At 48.8% G+C, this 16,708-nt stretch carries 14 protein-coding genes; 10 read left to right on the top strand and 4 right to left on the bottom strand.

All coding sequences use genetic code 11. The annotated features are described in order from the left end of the window. Positions 1–174: 174 nt before the first annotated feature. The 6 genes from ACXAD4_RS05505 to fldA all read left to right on the top strand — a co-directional run bounded on the left by ACXAD4_RS05505 (position 175) and on the right by fldA (position 8,644). Positions 175–894 carry a nucleoside recognition domain-containing protein gene (locus ACXAD4_RS05505; protein WP_475239395.1) on the top strand — a complete coding sequence of 240 codons (720 nt, stop codon included), beginning with the start codon at positions 175–177 and terminating at the stop codon, positions 892–894. Then, positions 894–1,358, top strand: coding sequence for a YjiG family protein (locus ACXAD4_RS05500; protein WP_107298624.1), 465 nt, complete (start codon positions 894–896; stop codon positions 1,356–1,358). Before ACXAD4_RS05505 ends, ACXAD4_RS05500 begins: the two co-directional genes overlap by 1 nt. Before the next feature lie 80 nt (positions 1,359–1,438). After that, positions 1,439–2,560: a M20 family metallopeptidase gene (locus tag ACXAD4_RS05495; protein WP_475239392.1), complete on the top strand. Its 1,122-nt coding sequence runs from the start codon at positions 1,439–1,441 to the stop codon at positions 2,558–2,560. Between the two features lie 443 nt (positions 2,561–3,003). Then, positions 3,004–4,353 carry a hydroxylamine reductase gene (hcp, locus tag ACXAD4_RS05490; protein WP_039459247.1) on the top strand — a complete coding sequence of 450 codons (1,350 nt, stop codon included), beginning with the start codon at positions 3,004–3,006 and terminating at the stop codon, positions 4,351–4,353. 142 nt (positions 4,354–4,495) lie between these two features. Beyond that, positions 4,496–8,068, top strand: coding sequence for a pyruvate:ferredoxin (flavodoxin) oxidoreductase (gene nifJ, locus ACXAD4_RS05485; RefSeq protein ID WP_475239389.1), 3,573 nt, complete (start codon positions 4,496–4,498; stop codon positions 8,066–8,068). 87 nt (positions 8,069–8,155) lie between these two features. Further along, positions 8,156–8,644, top strand: a complete 489-nt coding sequence (fldA, locus tag ACXAD4_RS05480; protein WP_475239387.1) for a flavodoxin FldA — start codon at positions 8,156–8,158, stop codon at positions 8,642–8,644. Positions 8,645–8,756: 112 nt separating this feature from the next. On the opposite strand, the gene ACXAD4_RS05475 is transcribed toward fldA, so the two are convergent. The 3 genes from ACXAD4_RS05475 to yejK all read right to left on the bottom strand — a co-directional run bounded on the left by ACXAD4_RS05475 (position 8,757) and on the right by yejK (position 11,699). Beyond that, a complete protein-coding gene (locus ACXAD4_RS05475) occupies positions 8,757–9,119 on the bottom strand; it encodes a nitrous oxide-stimulated promoter family protein (RefSeq protein WP_475239385.1) in 363 nt (120 codons plus the stop codon). A 151-nt stretch (positions 9,120–9,270) separates the two neighbouring features. Beyond that, the gene (locus ACXAD4_RS05470) at positions 9,271–10,482 is read right to left on the bottom strand and encodes an Hpt domain-containing protein (RefSeq protein ID WP_475239382.1); all 1,212 of its coding nucleotides are present in this window, start codon (positions 10,480–10,482) and stop codon (positions 9,271–9,273) included. Positions 10,483–10,685: 203 nt separating this feature from the next. Continuing rightward, positions 10,686–11,699, bottom strand: coding sequence for a nucleoid-associated protein YejK (yejK, locus tag ACXAD4_RS05465; RefSeq protein WP_475239379.1), 1,014 nt, complete (start codon positions 11,697–11,699; stop codon positions 10,686–10,688). Between the two features lie 74 nt (positions 11,700–11,773). Between yejK and ACXAD4_RS05460 the strand changes: the two genes are divergently transcribed. Continuing rightward, on the top strand, positions 11,774–11,992 hold the full coding sequence (locus ACXAD4_RS05460) for a YejL family protein (protein WP_107298617.1): 219 nt from the start codon (positions 11,774–11,776) through the stop codon (positions 11,990–11,992). 50 nt (positions 11,993–12,042) lie between these two features. Beyond that, complete coding sequence (locus tag ACXAD4_RS05455) at positions 12,043–13,887, top strand: DUF3413 domain-containing protein (RefSeq protein ID WP_475239376.1); 1,845 nt, start codon at positions 12,043–12,045, stop codon at positions 13,885–13,887. Positions 13,888–13,970: 83 nt separating this feature from the next. On the opposite strand, the gene ACXAD4_RS05450 is transcribed toward ACXAD4_RS05455, so the two are convergent. Further along, complete coding sequence (locus ACXAD4_RS05450; RefSeq protein ID WP_475239372.1) at positions 13,971–14,246, bottom strand: hypothetical protein; 276 nt, start codon at positions 14,244–14,246, stop codon at positions 13,971–13,973. 122 nt (positions 14,247–14,368) lie between these two features. Here ACXAD4_RS05450 and ACXAD4_RS05445 point away from each other — a divergent pair, with 122 nt between their 5' ends. Together ACXAD4_RS05445 and ACXAD4_RS05440 are read left to right on the top strand one after the other, a co-directional pair. Continuing rightward, positions 14,369–14,815, top strand: coding sequence for an SDR family NAD(P)-dependent oxidoreductase (locus tag ACXAD4_RS05445; RefSeq protein WP_475239369.1), 447 nt, complete (start codon positions 14,369–14,371; stop codon positions 14,813–14,815). A 36-nt stretch (positions 14,816–14,851) separates the two neighbouring features. Continuing rightward, on the top strand, positions 14,852–16,492 hold the full coding sequence (locus tag ACXAD4_RS05440) for a recombinase family protein (protein ID WP_475239366.1): 1,641 nt from the start codon (positions 14,852–14,854) through the stop codon (positions 16,490–16,492). The last annotated feature ends 216 nt before the right edge of the window (positions 16,493–16,708 follow it).

The following is a 16,708-nucleotide window of genomic DNA, read 5'->3' as shown; positions in this document are numbered from 1 at the left end:
TCAGTAGCACATATTGACCCCCGTCAATTATTTCCCCCATAAATCAGGGACAATGACCTCGTTTCTTATTTTGAGGGCTCTGTTAAAGCTCAATTTGCAGTGAAGCGCTGTGAAGAATTGTTACAGATTCCTTATTTTGGCCAATCGGCCTTTTTGATTCCTAAGAGGTTACATATGAGCAATCCAGCAGAGAAAAACCAAAAGGTAACGATAGGTGCATACATTGCCCTAGCGTTCGCTTTTGTGTTCTTTTCAGGTCTACTACAAACCAACGAGTGGTACGGTGTATTTGATTTCAACACCCTGAACGGTTCTTTCGGTACCATGGCGAACACGGTAACTGCTGCGGCAGACGGTGCCATCGAAGTAACGCAAACCACTATGCGCGGTACTGGCGGTAGCGGTGCACGTGACGGCTTCCTATTTGCCCTGACACTTGTACCTACTGTTATGTTCGCTCTAGGTATGATCAACGTTCTTGAGCACTACGGTGCGCTAGACGCAGCACGTAAGCTACTGACTCCACTACTACGTCCACTAGTTGGCCTACCAGGCGATACCGGTCTGGCGCTAATCGCTTCTCTGCAGAACACTGACTCAGGCGCATCAATGACTCGCCAGCTTCAGGAAGGCGGCCACATCACTCAGCGTGAAACCGATGTATTCGCGATGTTCCAGTTCTCTGCCGGTGCAACCATTGTTAACTTCTTCTCTTCAGGTGCGGTGCTATTCACCCTAACCTACGCTGACGGCAGCAACGCAGTAACCTCTTCAATCGGTTTGGCAGTCGTCATCATGTTCGTGATGAAGATTGTTGGCGCGAACATCTTCCGCCTATACCTAAAAGCCACTGACAAGAAAAACAACGTTTCTACTGAGAAGGAGACCGCATAATGTCTCAAGCAACTAAAAAACCAATGGTTACTGATATCTTCGTAGAAGGTGCGAAGAAAGGCTGGGCAATCTCTACCAGCTCAACGATTCCAAACGTACTGATGGCTTTCGTAATCATCAAAGTACTTTCGCTAACCGGTGCACTAGACGCAATGGGCGTTCTGTTCTCACCTATCATGGGCATTTTCGGCCTACCGGGTGAAGCAGCAGCAGTTCTGATCGGTGCTTGGATGTCTATGGGTGGCGCGGTGGGTGTGGTAATCACCCTGTTTGACGCGGGTATCCTTGACGGTAACCACATCGCTATCCTAGCCCCAGCTATCTACCTAATGGGTTCTCAGGTTCAGTACCTTGGCCGTATCCTAGGTGTTATCGGTACAGAAGGCCGCCACATCCCAGTGATGGTTGCAATCTCTGTTCTGAATGCATTCGTTGCTATGTTCGTGATGAACATCCTAGTGTAAATCACTCCCTTTAAGGGGGCGTATTGCCCCCTTTTTCCTGTCGCTATTCATACCCTACAGGGTTTCTCTCAGGAGCTAATATGAGTTTCTCACTGCAAGATTACTTGGAAGAACTACGCCCGCTGATCGATGTTGACTGCGGTACGCTAACCAAAGAAGGCATTGAAGTTATTGCCAACCAGATGGAACAAAAATACGTTGATCTGGGCTGGAACGTTAAGCGCATTGACTGCGGTATTGCCGGTACAGGTCTTGAAGTCCGCAACATGCCTGAAGCAGAGCAAATTGACGTGATGCTAATCGGCCACATGGATACGGTTTTCCCTGTTGGTACTGTTGCTGCTCGCCCAATGACATTTGATGACAAGCGTGCCTACGGCCCTGGCGTTTCTGACATGAAGTCTGGCCTGTTGAACGTTGTTTACGCCCTGCGTGAAATGGACAAGGAGACACTGGACAAGCTGTCTATCTGTGTATGCATGAACCCAGATGAAGAAATCGGTTCGCTACACTCAGAAAAATGGCTGAAGAGCGTTGCGGTTAACGCGAAGAATGTATTGGTAGCAGAAGCTGCCCGTGCAGACGGCTCTTTGGTAAAAGCCCGTAAGGGTATGGCTCGCTACCGCCTGACTTTCGCTGGTAAAGCGGCACACGCAGGTAACGAACCACAAAACGGCCGCAGTGCTATCACTGAAATGGCCAACTGGATCCTGGCTATTAACGAGCTGACTAACTTCGAAAGCGGCACGACCCTGAACGTCGGTGTTGTTAAAGGTGGCGCAGGTGCCAACATCGTTCCTGACCACGCTGAAGCTGTGGTTGACGTTCGTTTCTGGGACAACGATGAATACGCTGCTGCCGATGCAAAGATCCGTGCGATGGCAGAAACGCCATTCGTTGACGGTGTAGCAATTACTATTGACCGCGAAGCGCACAAACCATCTATGGTCCCTTCTGAGAAGACAGAAGCGCTGATGGCGTTGGTTGAAGAATCAGGCAAAGAGCTGGGTATCGACATTACATGGCAAGAAGTAGGTGGCGGTTCTGACGCTAACCTTACTGCGGTACTTGGTATCCCGACACTAGACGGCCTTGGTCCTGCCGGTGCAGGCTTCCACAGTGCTGACGAATACCTTGAGCTTGAAACTATCGAGCCTCGTATCCAGCTACTGAAGAAGGTACTGGCTAAAATCGCGGGTTAATCTAAACTAACTCACCATTTTAGACAAAAGGGCGCAGCGGCGCCCTTTTTCATTCTGCTCTGTTTGCATTCTGAACAACTCCCTCCAGCTTATCCTTTTGGCCGCATCCGGTTCTTTTCATTTGCTTGGTAAGCCTCTAGGTATTTCTTCCGCACCTTGGCTAAGTGCGCCTGTGCAAGTTGTGCCTTTACTTTCATAGAGGTACCCATAACAAATCCATATAGCTGAGCGAGATGCGATAGGCTACAGGCATACAAAACACCGTTCAATAGCACAAACTCAATCAATACAATTCGATACAATAATCCTATCTACTCCACATAAGTGGTATTTTATATGTATGTTTTTAGCAAAACTGATCTTGATCAATGACGTTACTGCGCTTTGCCTCTATCCTCGCCCTATAAGTTGCAATATAAATACACCTTTAAAGGAATGCAATAATGTCGAACTTAGCAATGTTCTGTCATCAATGCTCTATGGCCCAGACTGGCGGCTGTGGTAGCACGGGAAAAACCCAAGGCACTTGTGGTAAAGACGAAAACCTTTCCCGCCTACAAGATATTATGATTTTCGGCCTGAAGGGCCTTTCTGCCTACCGTACTCATGCCGACGATCTGGGTGCAGACACCAAATCAGTCGATGACGTGATTGCCGAAACCCTATACTTCACGCTGACTAACGTTAACTTCAGCTTCGATCAGCATATCGCCCAGCTGATGAAAATTGGTGGTGCCGGTAGCGAGATGATGTCTCGCCTTGGTGAAGCCCACCATGGCCGCTTAGGGATCCCTACTCCTGTATGTGTGCCGCAAAACAAAGCTGAAGGTAAAGGTATCCTAGTTACCGGTCACGACCTTGAGCTACTAGAGCGCTTGCTGATTGCCACCGAGGGCAAAGGCATTAATATCTATACCCACTCAGAAATGCTACCTGCCCACGGCTATCCTGAGCTGCGTAAGTACAGCCACCTGAAGGGTAATATCGGTAAAGCTTGGTTCGACCAAAAGCAACTATTCCAGAAGTGGAACGGTACTATCATCGTTACCACCAACTGTATTGTACCGCCAACAGGCCGTGCTGATTATGCAGACCGCCTATACAGCTACGGCATTGTAGGTATCGATAACTGCCGCCAGCTTGAAGATGATTTCGGTCCATTGATCGAGCAGACCCTAAGCCTGCCGGACATCGAAGGCTTCGAGAGCGAAGAAACCCTGATGACAGGCCACAACTACAAGACCATTCTTGGTTTGGCTCCGCAGATCCTTGAAGCGGTTAACGAAGGCAAGATCAAACAGTTCTTCGTTGTTGCAGGCTGTGACAAGCCTGGTAAACCTAATGATTACTTCCGCGAGTTGGCCCTGTCGATCCCGGACGATTGCATTATCCTGACCTCTTCGTGCGGTAAGTTCCGCTTCAACGACCATGACTTCGGTACCGTTCCGGGCACAGAGATCCCGCGTTACCTAGACCTTGGCCAGTGTAACGACAGCTATGGTGCGGTGATGATCGCGCTAGCCTTGAGCGATGCGATGGGTGTACCTGTTAACGATCTTCCTGTGAACATCGTTCTGTCTTGGATGGAGCAAAAAGCAGTATTGATCCTGCTGGCACTGTTCAACCTGGGTATCCAGAACATCTACCTAGGCCCTAACCCGCCAGAATTTGTTAACGAAGATATCTTTGCCTTCCTGCAGCAGCAGTTCAACCTGCAGCTGACCGGCAACGCCAAAGATGATTTGGCTCGCATGCTGAACCCTCAGCCACAGCTAGACGTGGTTGAAGTGTAAAACGGCAATCATGCCCTCGGGCCGGCCCTCTGCTACCCACTAGGGGTCGGCCCACCCTAAATTAAAACAATAACACAGCAACATGTTTGCCTGTGTCGATTACCTGCACCTGTTAAACAGGGCTTGCCCATTGGAGCCAGTCATGTCTACTCATCAACAAAGCCAATCGCAGTTTGTCACCATGGACGGCAATGAAGCCGCCGCATCAGTCGCTTACCGCTGTAATGAAGTGATCGGTATCTACCCTATCACCCCGTCTTCCCCGATGTCGGAAGCGTGCGAGACATGGGAATCGCAGCAAAAGGAAAATATCTGGGGCCAGGTCCCTCGCGTTATTGAAATGCAATCAGAAGGCGGTGCTGCCGGTGCCGTGCATGGCGCCCTGATGGCTGGCGCAATGTCGACCACCTTTACCTCATCACAGGGGTTGCTGCTCAAAATCCCTAACATGTACAAGATTGCAGGCGAGCTGACCCCGTTCGTTATGCATGTTGCCGCCCGTACACTGGCAACCCATGCTTTGTCCATTTTCGGTGATCACTCAGATGTGATGGCAGTTCGCCAGACAGGCTTTGCCATGCTGGCAGCTGGCAGTGTGCAGCAAGCCCATGACTTTGCGCTTATCAGCCAAGCCGCAACATTGGAAAGCCGTGTACCCTTCGTACACTTCTTCGATGGCTTCCGTACCTCGCATGAAATCAACAAAATCAAAGTGATTGATGACGAGACGTTACATGCCATGGTAGACAACGAGCAGGTCAACGCCTTCCGTGAACGTGGCCTGACTCCAGATGCCCCGAGCATCCGCGGTACCGCACAAAACCCGGATACCTTCTTCCAGGCGCGTGAAGCTTCAAACCTGTTCTATCAGGCCTGTCCTGATATCGTCGCAGCGAAAATGGCCCAGTTTGCCGAACTGACAGGTCGTGAGTATCGCCCGTTTGACTACTACGGCCACCCACAAGCTGATGATGTGATTGTGGTGATGGGCTCGGCTTCATCGACTGTGAAGCAAGCCGTTGACCACCAGCTAGCCCTCGGCCAAAAAGTCGGTGTCATTACAGTTCACTTGTACCGTCCGTTCTCGCTATCTCACCTGATTGCGGTATTACCGACGTCGGTGGCACGTATCGCAGTACTGGACCGCACCAAAGAGCCGGGTGCCTTGGGCGAGCCGCTTTACTTGGATGTCTTGGCAGCCTTGCAGCAGGCCGTTGCCAAGGAGCAATTTCCGCACATGCCTGAGATTGTCGGGGGTCGCTATGGCCTTTCTTCCAAAGAATTTACCCCATCGCATGCAGCTGGCATTTTCAACGCCATGCTGGAAAATCAAATCAAGCATCCGTTTACCGTGGGGATCGTCGATGACATCACCCACTTATCGCTACCTCAACCGAATACAATCGACATTGAGCCTGCGGGACGACTGCGTGCACTGTTTTATGGCTTGGGAGCCGACGGGACGGTCAGTGCCAACAAGAACACCATCAAGATCCTCGGTGAAAATACCCCGCTGCACACGCAGGGTTATTTTGTCTACGACTCGAAAAAGTCTGGCGGGATCACCACCTCGCACCTGCGCATTGACCCACAAGCCGTGGAAGCACCCTACCTGATAGAACAGGCTGATTTTATTGCCTGCCATCAGTTCCAGTTCATCAACAAACTGGAAATGTTCGAGAAAGCAGCGCCTAAAGCAACCTTGCTCATCAACAGCCCCCATGATGCCGACAGTGTCTGGCAACACCTGCCACGGGAAGTGCAGCAGGTGATCATTGGCCGCCAATTGAAACTGTATGTCATTGATGCCGTCAAACTTGCCCGTGAACTTGGGCTGAAAAACCGAATCAACACCATTATGCAGGCCGGTTTCTTTGCCCTTAGCAACTTGATGCCTCTTGAAGACGCACTCGCTCAGCTCAAAACCGCCATTGAGAAAAGCTATAGCAAACGCGGCCCGGCGATTGTTAAAGCCAACCATGCCGCGGTGGATGCCGCCGTTGCCCATCTGCAGGCAGTGGCTATTCCGGATGAAGTCACCAGTATTTTCCGTCGTCCACCGGTAGTCAGTGAAAATGCACCGGACTTGGTTAAGCGTGTCAGCGCCATGATGATGGCTGACAAAGGCGATCAATTACCAGTCAGCGCCTTCCCGGTTGATGGCTGTTGGCCGACAGCAACGACCCAGTGGGAAAAGCGTAACATTGCCCAGGAAGTGCCTGTCTGGGAAGAAGATCTGTGTACCCAATGTAATATATGTACCTTGGTGTGCCCACATGCAGCTATCCGCGCTAAAACCGTGTCCCCGGGTGAACTGATCGATGCACCTGACGGTTTCAAGCATACCGACTACAAACAACGTGATTTCAAAGGCCAGGCGTATACCTTGCAAGTGTCACCAATGGACTGCACCGGCTGTAACCTGTGCACCACGGCATGCCCTGCCAGTGACAAAGACAACCCAGCCCGCAAGGCTATCAATATGGTGCCGAAGCAGGACGTTGTTGAACAGCAAAGCACAAACTATGAGTACTTCTTACAACTTCCAGAAGTGGAGCGTATTGATATCAAGCGTATCGATGCCCGTACCAGCCAGCTTCTGCAGCCATTGTTCGAATATTCTGGCGCCTGCTCGGGTTGCGGCGAGACATCCTATGTCAAATTGCTTACCCAGCTGTTCGGTGATCGCTTAATGATCGCCAATGCAACTGGCTGCTCATCTATTTATGGCGGTAACTTACCGACCACACCGTATGCTGTTAACAGTGATGGACGTGGCCCTGCTTGGGCTAACTCGCTGTTTGAAGACAATGCCGAATTTGGCTTGGGTATGCGCTTGGCACTGGACAGTAAGCGCAACAATGCTCTGTCATTGCTTGATACCGCGCGCGATATTATTCCGTCAGAGTTGATTGAGCAGATCCGCGAGGATGCCTTCGATAGCAGCGAAGCCGCTGTTGTCCGCCAACGTAGCAACCTTACCCGGCTGCGTGCCGCACTGCCTTACTCTATGCGCCAGCTCGATGTTTGTGCCGACGACTTGGTAGCGAAAAGCAACTGGATTGTTGGTGGTGACGGCTGGGCCTATGACATCGGTTATGGCGGCTTGGATCATGTCCTTGCCGGCGGCGATAACGTCAATGTCTTGGTTATGGATACCCAAGGCTATTCCAATACCGGCGGCCAGCAGTCAAAGGCGACGCCAACCGGCGCGGTAGCCAAATTCGCCACCCAGGGCAAAACCAGCCAAGGCAAAGATTTGGCCCTCAATATGATGATGCATGGCAATGTCTACATCGCCAAAATCGCGCTGGGCGCCAACATGAACCAGACCATCAAGGCCCTGCAAGAAGCGGAAGCCTACCCTGGCCCATCTTTGGTGATCGCTTACTCACCTTGCATTACCCATGGCTTTGACATGGCAGAAGGCGTCGAGCATCAGCAACTCTTGGTAGATTCTGGCCTATGGCCGCTGTTCCGCTTTGACCCGCGCAGGATTGCCAAAGGCCGTGCCGCGCTGCAGATGGACTCCAAGCCAGCTAAGAAAGACATCGAGGAACTGATTGGCCGTGAAGCACGCTTCACCCAAATCAAGCGCAAAGATCCGCAGCGCTACGAGCAGAACCTCAACCGCCTTCGCCAGCAGGTTAACCACAAGCACCAGCTGCTTGAACAGCTAGCACAGTGGAAACCGGCGAAAGACACAGACAATTAATCCAAATTTATATCAACCCGCATTACAAAGCGGCTGGCCTAAGTCCCCCCCGACGGCCAGCCAGCAAAATAGTTAGGAGAATACATTATGGCTAACATCGGAATTTTCTTCGGTAGCGATACGGGCAACACAGAGAAAGTAGCAGAAAAGATCGCAACCAAGCTGACTTTGGAAGCTCAGGATATCGCAGGCAACAGCAGCGAGATCTTTGATGACTACGATTTACTGATCCTCGGTACACCTACCGCCAACTACGGCGAGATGCAGCCTGACTGGGATTACTTTGTCCCTGAGCTGGAAGATGCTGATCTCAATGGTAAAAAGGTGGCCCTGTTTGGCCTTGGTGATCAGGTCGATTACCCAGACAGCTTCCTCGATGCGATGGGTGAGTTGGCTGATATGGTTGAAGAGGCAGGCGGCGAGTTGATCGGCGAATGGCCAACCGATGGCTACGAGTTCAATGACTCACGTGCAATCAAAGACGGTAAATTTGTCGGCTTGGCTCTCGATGAAGACCGCCAGCCAGAATTAACCGATGATCGCATCGCAACGTGGCTGGCCTCTCTGGGTCTCTAACCGCTAAATGCGCTACGTAAAATAGAACAAAGGCTGCATCACACCTATGCAGCCTTTTTTGACCTGGGTTTCTGAGCCTATGCGCTCAGGTTTAGCGAAATGGCTATAACGGTTACTGTTGCAATGAAGAAGAAGGAGTATCGACGCATTCACCACGACGCATGCAGTCGAATTTAAACTTTAGGGTTTGCAAAGGACGCCGCCATACCAGTTTCGGCATAGCCCATCGCAGCACATGGTTGAAGTGCAGGCGTTTGGCTGGCTGATAACAGTGATTTTTGCACTGGATACAGTTAGGCTTTTCGTTACCAAGGCGGCATTTTTGTACGCGGCTTTCGACATACTCAATGAGCCCTTCACACTCAGGGCACATAATGGCACCACGGTGCAGCGTTTTGCAGTAAAGGCGAATCATCGCCTTTGCAGTATCCAACTCACGCTGCTGACGAGCTGGACTAGAAGTTTGAGAGATCATAGTGGCGCTATTATCCACTCAAGCAGCCGCATTTATATGATCTCGATCAAACCCGGCAGGCGAACAAACGAATCGCCCAACGAATTCACGGGGTACTAAAATAAAATTCTGCTTTCAACCTTCGCGTTTTTCCCTCATTAACCCAAAAGCATTATGCCCCTACCGCAGACACCGACAGGTAAGCCTGTGCACTTGCGATAGTCTGGTTCAAGGTTTGCTCTATTTCTTGGCACTCTTCAATCGATACTGGCTCATTTTGCTTAAATTTGGCTTCGGCCACACCACAGCATTCACGCAGAGGTCTTGCACTGAGGTTTGCAGCAACCCCCTTCAACGCATGGACAATATTAAGCGCATGCTCTTGCTGGCCGGGCTCCGAGGCCGCTGCAACCAAAACCAGCCCTTTCCCCGCATTGTCCTCGATAAAAATCTCCAGCAGCATACAGACGGTTTCCTCATCACCATCCATCGCTTCCCGCAAGGCATCCACATCGAGCCATGGCGAAAAAGCTGTTGTTTCAGATCCTTCATCTATACGAGGTGGCTCCGCTGTCATCACACGTGGGTTGTTAGCACTTGGCTTGTTGGCATTCGAGTCAGTTACAACGTGATGAGCCGTCTCTTTATGGCTAACTTCCTCTGGCTGCTCACTCTGTGGGTTCTCTTTCTGAGTCATTTCTCGAGACTTGATATCCGCACTTTCATCCAGAAAAGCTTGAATCGCCAACGCCGCTGGGGTGAATACCATCTTCAAAAGCTCACAGAGATTTTCCAGCTTTTGACTATCGGCTTGTTTTTTTACTTCACGCTCAACCTGCTCAGCCAAGGTATGGATTTGCTCGGTGCCCAAACTGGCGGATACACCTTTCAAGCTATGCGAAATCATCTGCACCTGATCGAAATCGCCGGCCTGCAGAGCCTTCACAATCTTATGGCCATCATCAAGGTGCTCGTCAACAAACACCTCCAGTAGCATGGTGACCATATCACGGTCACCATCCATGGTATCTAGTAAGTATTCGCTATCAAAAACCACCATGGCTTCCACGTCAGCAGACAAGCTTAACGGCTCAGATACCGGCTCAATAGTTGGTTTCATTTCGACCACCGAACCAGATAAGGCCTCTGCGTCCAATGGCGTTTCACCTCTGTTCTTCACCAGCAGGTTATACCCAGTCCCCAAAGCGGCCACCAGCGCCATCACAGAAAAAGCTATCAATGAATAACCAACAACTCCGGGCATGGTGGCTCCAAGATAGAGACTCGGCAACGCAACCACAATCAATCCGATGCCAATGACACTTAGTGTTGAATGACGAGAGGGCTTAGGGGAAGCAGAACCTTTGCCGGAAGCGTTTTTCATGGTCACTCCTGTCCATTACTACCAATGGAAAATACCTCAACCTTGGTATGGAAAAATAATCATATGAGTATAAAAAGCCATACAGATACTGTAGGCAAAAAAAATAGAGAGGTACAACCAAAATCGGGACTCGAACTAAAAAATACGCAACCAAACACTTAATAAAAATGGGCAACTCTGAGAGCTGCCCATTAATCATTATGTTAGCTGTCGCTATTAAGCCTGCGCAGCAGCTGATCTTTTAAGTTTGGCGGGGTACCTTTCAAGGTTAAGGTGTCGGTGTCGGCATCATAAAAGACGCGCTCGCCAAGCAGCATGCCATCAAAGTTGATGGTTACCCCGCCACCAGAGCCAACAAACTTAGTCAACTTTCGCATTGCGGTTCGGTCGGCAGGAAAACTTTCTTCCAGCTCATAACCTTGTTGAGATGTGAACTGGTAGAAGTCAGTACCGTCGTCCGATTCCGGAAGCTCGGCAGCCAGCTCTTTGACAGTGACTTCATCACCGGCCTGTAGCTGACTATTACAGTAGTCATACACCTGTTTGCGGTATTCCTGCTTCTCTTCCTTATCCATGCGAGAGTCGGCACAGAAATCTTCCACAGCTTGCATCAGCACTTGGTTTTGCTCTTTGACATCCAAACCTACTTCCGCCTGGAGGAAATCGAGGAAGAAATCAGCGATCTTGCGGCCAACACGCCCTTTGATATAAGTCAGGTAACGGTTCGAGTCTGCATCTGTCTCCCATGAAGACAAGTCGATACGGGCAACAATATCCATCTTAGAGACATCCAGATAGTCCGTCGCACTGATATCAAGCTGCTCTGTCACCTTCATGCTATGGCAAGTCGGCAGCAGGCCGATAAATAGGTAGTCAGTGGCCAGCGATTGGTATTCGGCAATCACCAGCGTACCGGTTTCGGCAAACGGATATTTCGCCAGTTCCGCCTGCAGGCGCTGGGCTGATTGGTTAGAAAATGTAAGAAAATCCAACTCACCACGACGAGCCTGTTTCAGCCAGTGGCCAAATTCGCTATCGTCAGAGAAGTGGCCGAACCCTTTGGCACCTTTGCTGCTGTATACACGGTGGAGCTCGGAAACCAGCTCCTCAGTTGCCGTGTTATTTTCAAGGGATTGTTTTCGTAGATGAATTTCCAGTTCATCGTTGTCATTCTTAACCAGTTGGTGAAGAATGACATTGGAAAGCGTGAGACTCATAATGGAAAAATTTCAGTAATTCTAATGTGTAGGTTATTATAAGTCGCTTTCCTTAACATTAAACAAGACTTCCTATGCCAATTACTTCAAAATACACCAATAAAAAAGTTGAACAAATCATTGAAGATATGTTCGATGTATTAGAGAAGCATGATGCTTCTGCAGAACTTGCACTGATGATCGTGGGTAACATCGCCACTAACATCATCAATGCAGATGTTCCTGCATCGCAAAGGAAGGCTATTGCAGACAAATTCGCACACGCTCTGCAGTCTTCCATTAAAGAAGATTAATCTTGTTTGCTTGTGACACAGCTATATAGGACTGGGAAACACTGACATCTATGGTCTCCAGCGGTAACAATTACAAAGAGAAAGTCTCTCAGCTTATCAGCTGGGGACACTGGTTCAGTTTTTTCAATATTATCGCCGCCATGCTTTTGGGTACGCGGTATATTGCCCATTCTGAGTGGCCAGCGTCCCTGCTTGGCCAACTCTACATGCTGTTCAGCTGGGTTGGCCATTTTGGCTTCCTGGTATTCGGGTTTTATATCCTAATCCTGTTTCCAGCCAGTTTTCTGATTCCATCACAACGCCTGATGCGACTGTTTGCCGTGTTAGTTGCCACTATTGGCCTAACCGGATTACTGCTCGATACCCATGCGTATGAGTCCCTTGAACTCCATTTGAGTCCTTTGGTGTGGGATCTCCTGCTCAGCGGCGAGCGCACCGAGCTCAATGCCCGCTGGCAATACCTGTTTATCACTGTTCCGGTGATTTTCCTGCTTCAGTTAGTGCTCTCCGAATGGTTGTGGCGCAAACTGAGAAAACTGACCCGCAAACATGTTGGGGTCCCTATCGCAACCGTGTTTGGGGTTTGCTTTATCAGCAGCCACTTGATGTACATCTGGGCAGACGCCAACTTGTACCGTCCAATCACGGCTCAGCGATCAAATTTCCCGCTGTCATATCCTATGACGGCGAAGACTTTCATGGAAAAGCATGGCTTGCTTGACCGTGAAGAATATACCGAGCGCCTTAACGCCCAGGGGATAGAAACCAGCGAACAGCTGCGTTACCCACTGGAAAAAATGGCTTTCGACGATCCGGGCACGGGCAAAAACCTGCTGGTTATCATGATTGATGGCCTGCGGAGCGATATGGTTGAGGCTGAAACCATGCCTTACCTATCGGCGTTTGCCAGCCAAAATTTATCTTTCGAGAACCACTACAGCAGCAGCAACGAAAATACCGCCGGTATTTTTGGCTTGTTCTATGGTTTGCCGAGCAGCTACATCAACAGTGCGCGCTCCAGCAACACCAAGCCTCTGGTGGTCAGCACGCTTGAAAAACGTGGCTATCAGTTCGGCTTATTCGGCGGCGACAACATTAGCCAAGATCCGATTTATTCCGAGGCGATCTTCAGCGGGCTGCCGCTCGAAGATATGACAGGCACAGATCAAGATGCCGAAGCGGTAGACAACTGGGCCACATGGCTTGATACCCAAGACAGCGACAAGCCTTGGTTTAGCTATATTGAGCTGACCTCGGTACAGAACTTCGAAGAAGGTGGTGATTACTCACCAAAATTCGAACCGTCATTGGGCTCGAACAATGTATCAGGACAAAATACCAACCTGATCCTGAAGAACAGTTACCGTAATGCCGCTTACTTTATTGATGAGCAGCTAATCCAGATCTTTGACCAGCTGGTAAGCCAAGACGTGATGGATGATACGATCGTTATCATTACGGCAAACCATGGCACCGAGTTCAACGAAACAGGCAGCAACAGCTGGGGTGCAAACAGCAATTACAGCCAATACCAGCTGAAAGTACCTTTGGTGATCCATTGGCCAGGCAGTGTTTCTTCTGTCAGCGACAGGCTAACGAGCCACCTTGATATTGCGCCAACACTGATGGAATCGCTATTCAATACCACTACACCGGCAACGGCCTACAGTAGTGGCAACAGCTTGTTCACCAACTCGACCAAGCGCCGTTGGATTTTGGCGGGTAACGAAAAAGACATTGTGATGATCCAGCCGACATCAACCACAGTAATTGATAAATATGGCAATTACTTGGTCTATGACCAAGAGTACAAGCGATTAGACTCTGCCAAACCTAAGCTTTCTACCCTGATGCAGGCCATGCACGAGATGAAACGCTTCAATAAAGCAGATTAATCTATTACCTCGCTAAATATTGAAAGAGGGCAGCCTAGTGGCTGCCCTTTTTATTGTCTGGCGATATGCGGGGGTGAACGCTATCAGAGGTAATCTTTATTATCGGCGTAGCATTGATCGTAGCCGTCATTCCAGCCATAAGCGTATTTATTATCCGCTTCCATTCTTTCCGGATCTTGGCGAAACCCCTCAAGGTGAGTGGCTGGTTCATTCTTGCGGCTAAAGCAGCCATCTTGGTAACCATCCAGATAAGGACGGGTAAAACCCAATTCGGACAGAGTCTCATGGCGGGTCTCGGCACAGCCCAAAAGTATGGCGGAAAAAAACAATATCCCCACAAGCTTCATTAAGTCAGTCATAAACATCCGTATATGAATATAAACACCTAAAATGTAGCCGAGTACACCTCACTCACCTGTCTTAGTTTCAATACTTCCGCTATCTTATAGCTCAAAGTGACTTGGGTTTATAAGGATCAAAAATGAACAAGACTGTCTTAATTACCGGTGCAAACCGTGGCGTAGGGCTGGCATTAGCCGTGGCTTATCTGGAATCCGGTTGGCAAGTCTTTGCAACCTGCCGGGATATTGCTAGCGCCGATGAGTTAACCCGCAGGCAGGATGTCTTTCCAAACCTGACAATTGCAGAGCTCGATGTCACAGATCATCAAGCCATCATGCATCTCGCCCAGTCCATGGAAACGGTAAACCTCGATTTGCTTATCAATAATGCCGGTTACTATGGCCCCAAGGGCTATGGATTTGGCAATACCGACGCCGAAGAGTGGCGCAGGGTGTTTGAAATCAACACCATTGCGCCACTCAAAATTGCCGAGGCCTTTTACCCCCAACTCAAGCAAGGCACACCGGGTGTTCTTGCCTGCTTGTCTTCCAAAGTTGACGGGTATTATTCACAAACTTTACACTAAGCCTATATCCTAATCAGATGTAGGCTTTTTTATTACATGAAGACAGCAATATCTTTGATACGAGTTTCAAAGGAGACTCAACAACACGGTCACGGTCTTGAACGTCAAGAGGATGATGTAAAGTTGTGGTTGAGCCGTAACCCAGAGTTTAACCTAGTCCATTCAATAGAAGCCCGTGGTGAGTCTGCTTACTATGGTAAACATTTAGAGCGTGAATTTGGTCGAGTGCTATCAGAGATAGAGCAAGGTTTACGCCCTGCCCCAGATGCTTTGTTAGTAGCAGAGTTCTCACGATTATCGAGATTAGATTACTTCACAGCTAATGCTTTAATCAGTCGAATCATTAACGTAATCCCTGAACTTGTTATCTGTGATACAGATTCTAGATACTCGAAAGAGAAGACGTTGACGACTGCTAAAGCGGTTGACCTAGTGATGAAGATTCAGCTTTCACACGAGGAGTCACACAACAAATCGAAGCACATCCGAAAGGCAAAGGCTGCACGAGTTGAACCTTTGAGAAGTGGAGAAAAGAGGGTTCACCAGTTACCGTTTTGGTTACATGACACAGGGACTTCATACGAGTTGCTACCTGATGGAGTTGCAGCCGTTCAACGTATCTATGAGTTGTATGTTGAAGGTAATGGTATTGTGTCCATTGCAAACAAGCTCAATGACGAAGGTTACAAGTTAACGACTTTCAGAGGTGCTAGTAATTGGGGTAAATCCACGATTGAAAGAGTGCTGTTTCAGACACCTCAAGTCATAGGTCACCATGTAGTCAAAGTCTCTTACACCCCAGAGCAAAGAAGAGTTAACCCCGACTTACCAAAGTTTGACCGTAGCAAAGATATTACTTTAGAAAACCTGTTCCCTGCTGCCATTGATACAGCCCTCTATGAGCGTGTACAGACGATGTTTAAGCTAAAGAAAGGCATTGGCAAGGGTAGACGTTCAACAACGAATACAAACGTGCTGAGAGGCTTATGCTCGTGTACATGTGGTTATGTAATGGCAATCACTACGAATAGACGAAAGTCTTCTAAAACTGGTGAAGAGGTTGTGTATTACTACTACAAATGCACTCGCAAGAATGGTGAAGGTTCTAGAAGTTCATGTAATAACAAATCCTCTAGATACGAGGCATTTATCCAGAAATTGCTTTACACCTTGCTAGATGATTCACTTTTTGTAGCAGATGTTTCACTACCTCAGAGGCTTTCAGACAAGCGCAATGAATTGGAAGTGTTAGAGCAGACCGAGACTACAATCATGCAGCGTTTATTGAATCCTGATTTGTCTAAGAGTATGGAAAAGATGCTGTCAGATGAATCATTGAAAGTTGAGTCACAGATTGAGTCACTAAGAGCAGAAATAACAGATTTGGAGTTATCCAAGTTGAACACTGCTGACCAACGATTCACGAACCTAGAGAAGTTAGATATATCGACTGTAGAAGGACGCTCAAATTTGCATAGAGCATTAAAACAGTTGTTATCGAAGGTAGAGGTTAATTTCACAGATGACGTTTGTAATGTGGTCTTACAGAGTGGTAAGAGCTACACCTTCAAACCTAGTGAAGTAGATGCTGGTGGATTGCCAGAGGCTTATGAAGCATTCATGTTAAGACAAGCAAGCCAAGAAAATGCGTTATCAGACTTTGAATTCAATAAATAGTGCTATTTGCTTGCTTCATTGACCTGCTCGACCTCAATATCTCGTGAAAAAAAAAAAATTCCTATCCGAGGGGGGGGTAAAGTGACGGGGTACGGTATAAGTTCCAACGCCTGTTTTCAAAATTGACAGAGACCGAGTTCCAACGCCTGTTTTCAGAATTGACAGAGACCGAGTTCCAACGCCTGTTTTGTAGATATGTATAGTGTTGCATATATT

The organism is Photobacterium sp. AWH4_225, assembly GCF_056158405.1.
Note: the sequence above shows the minus strand (reverse complement) of the source record. Positions and strands in the feature narration are given on the sequence as shown.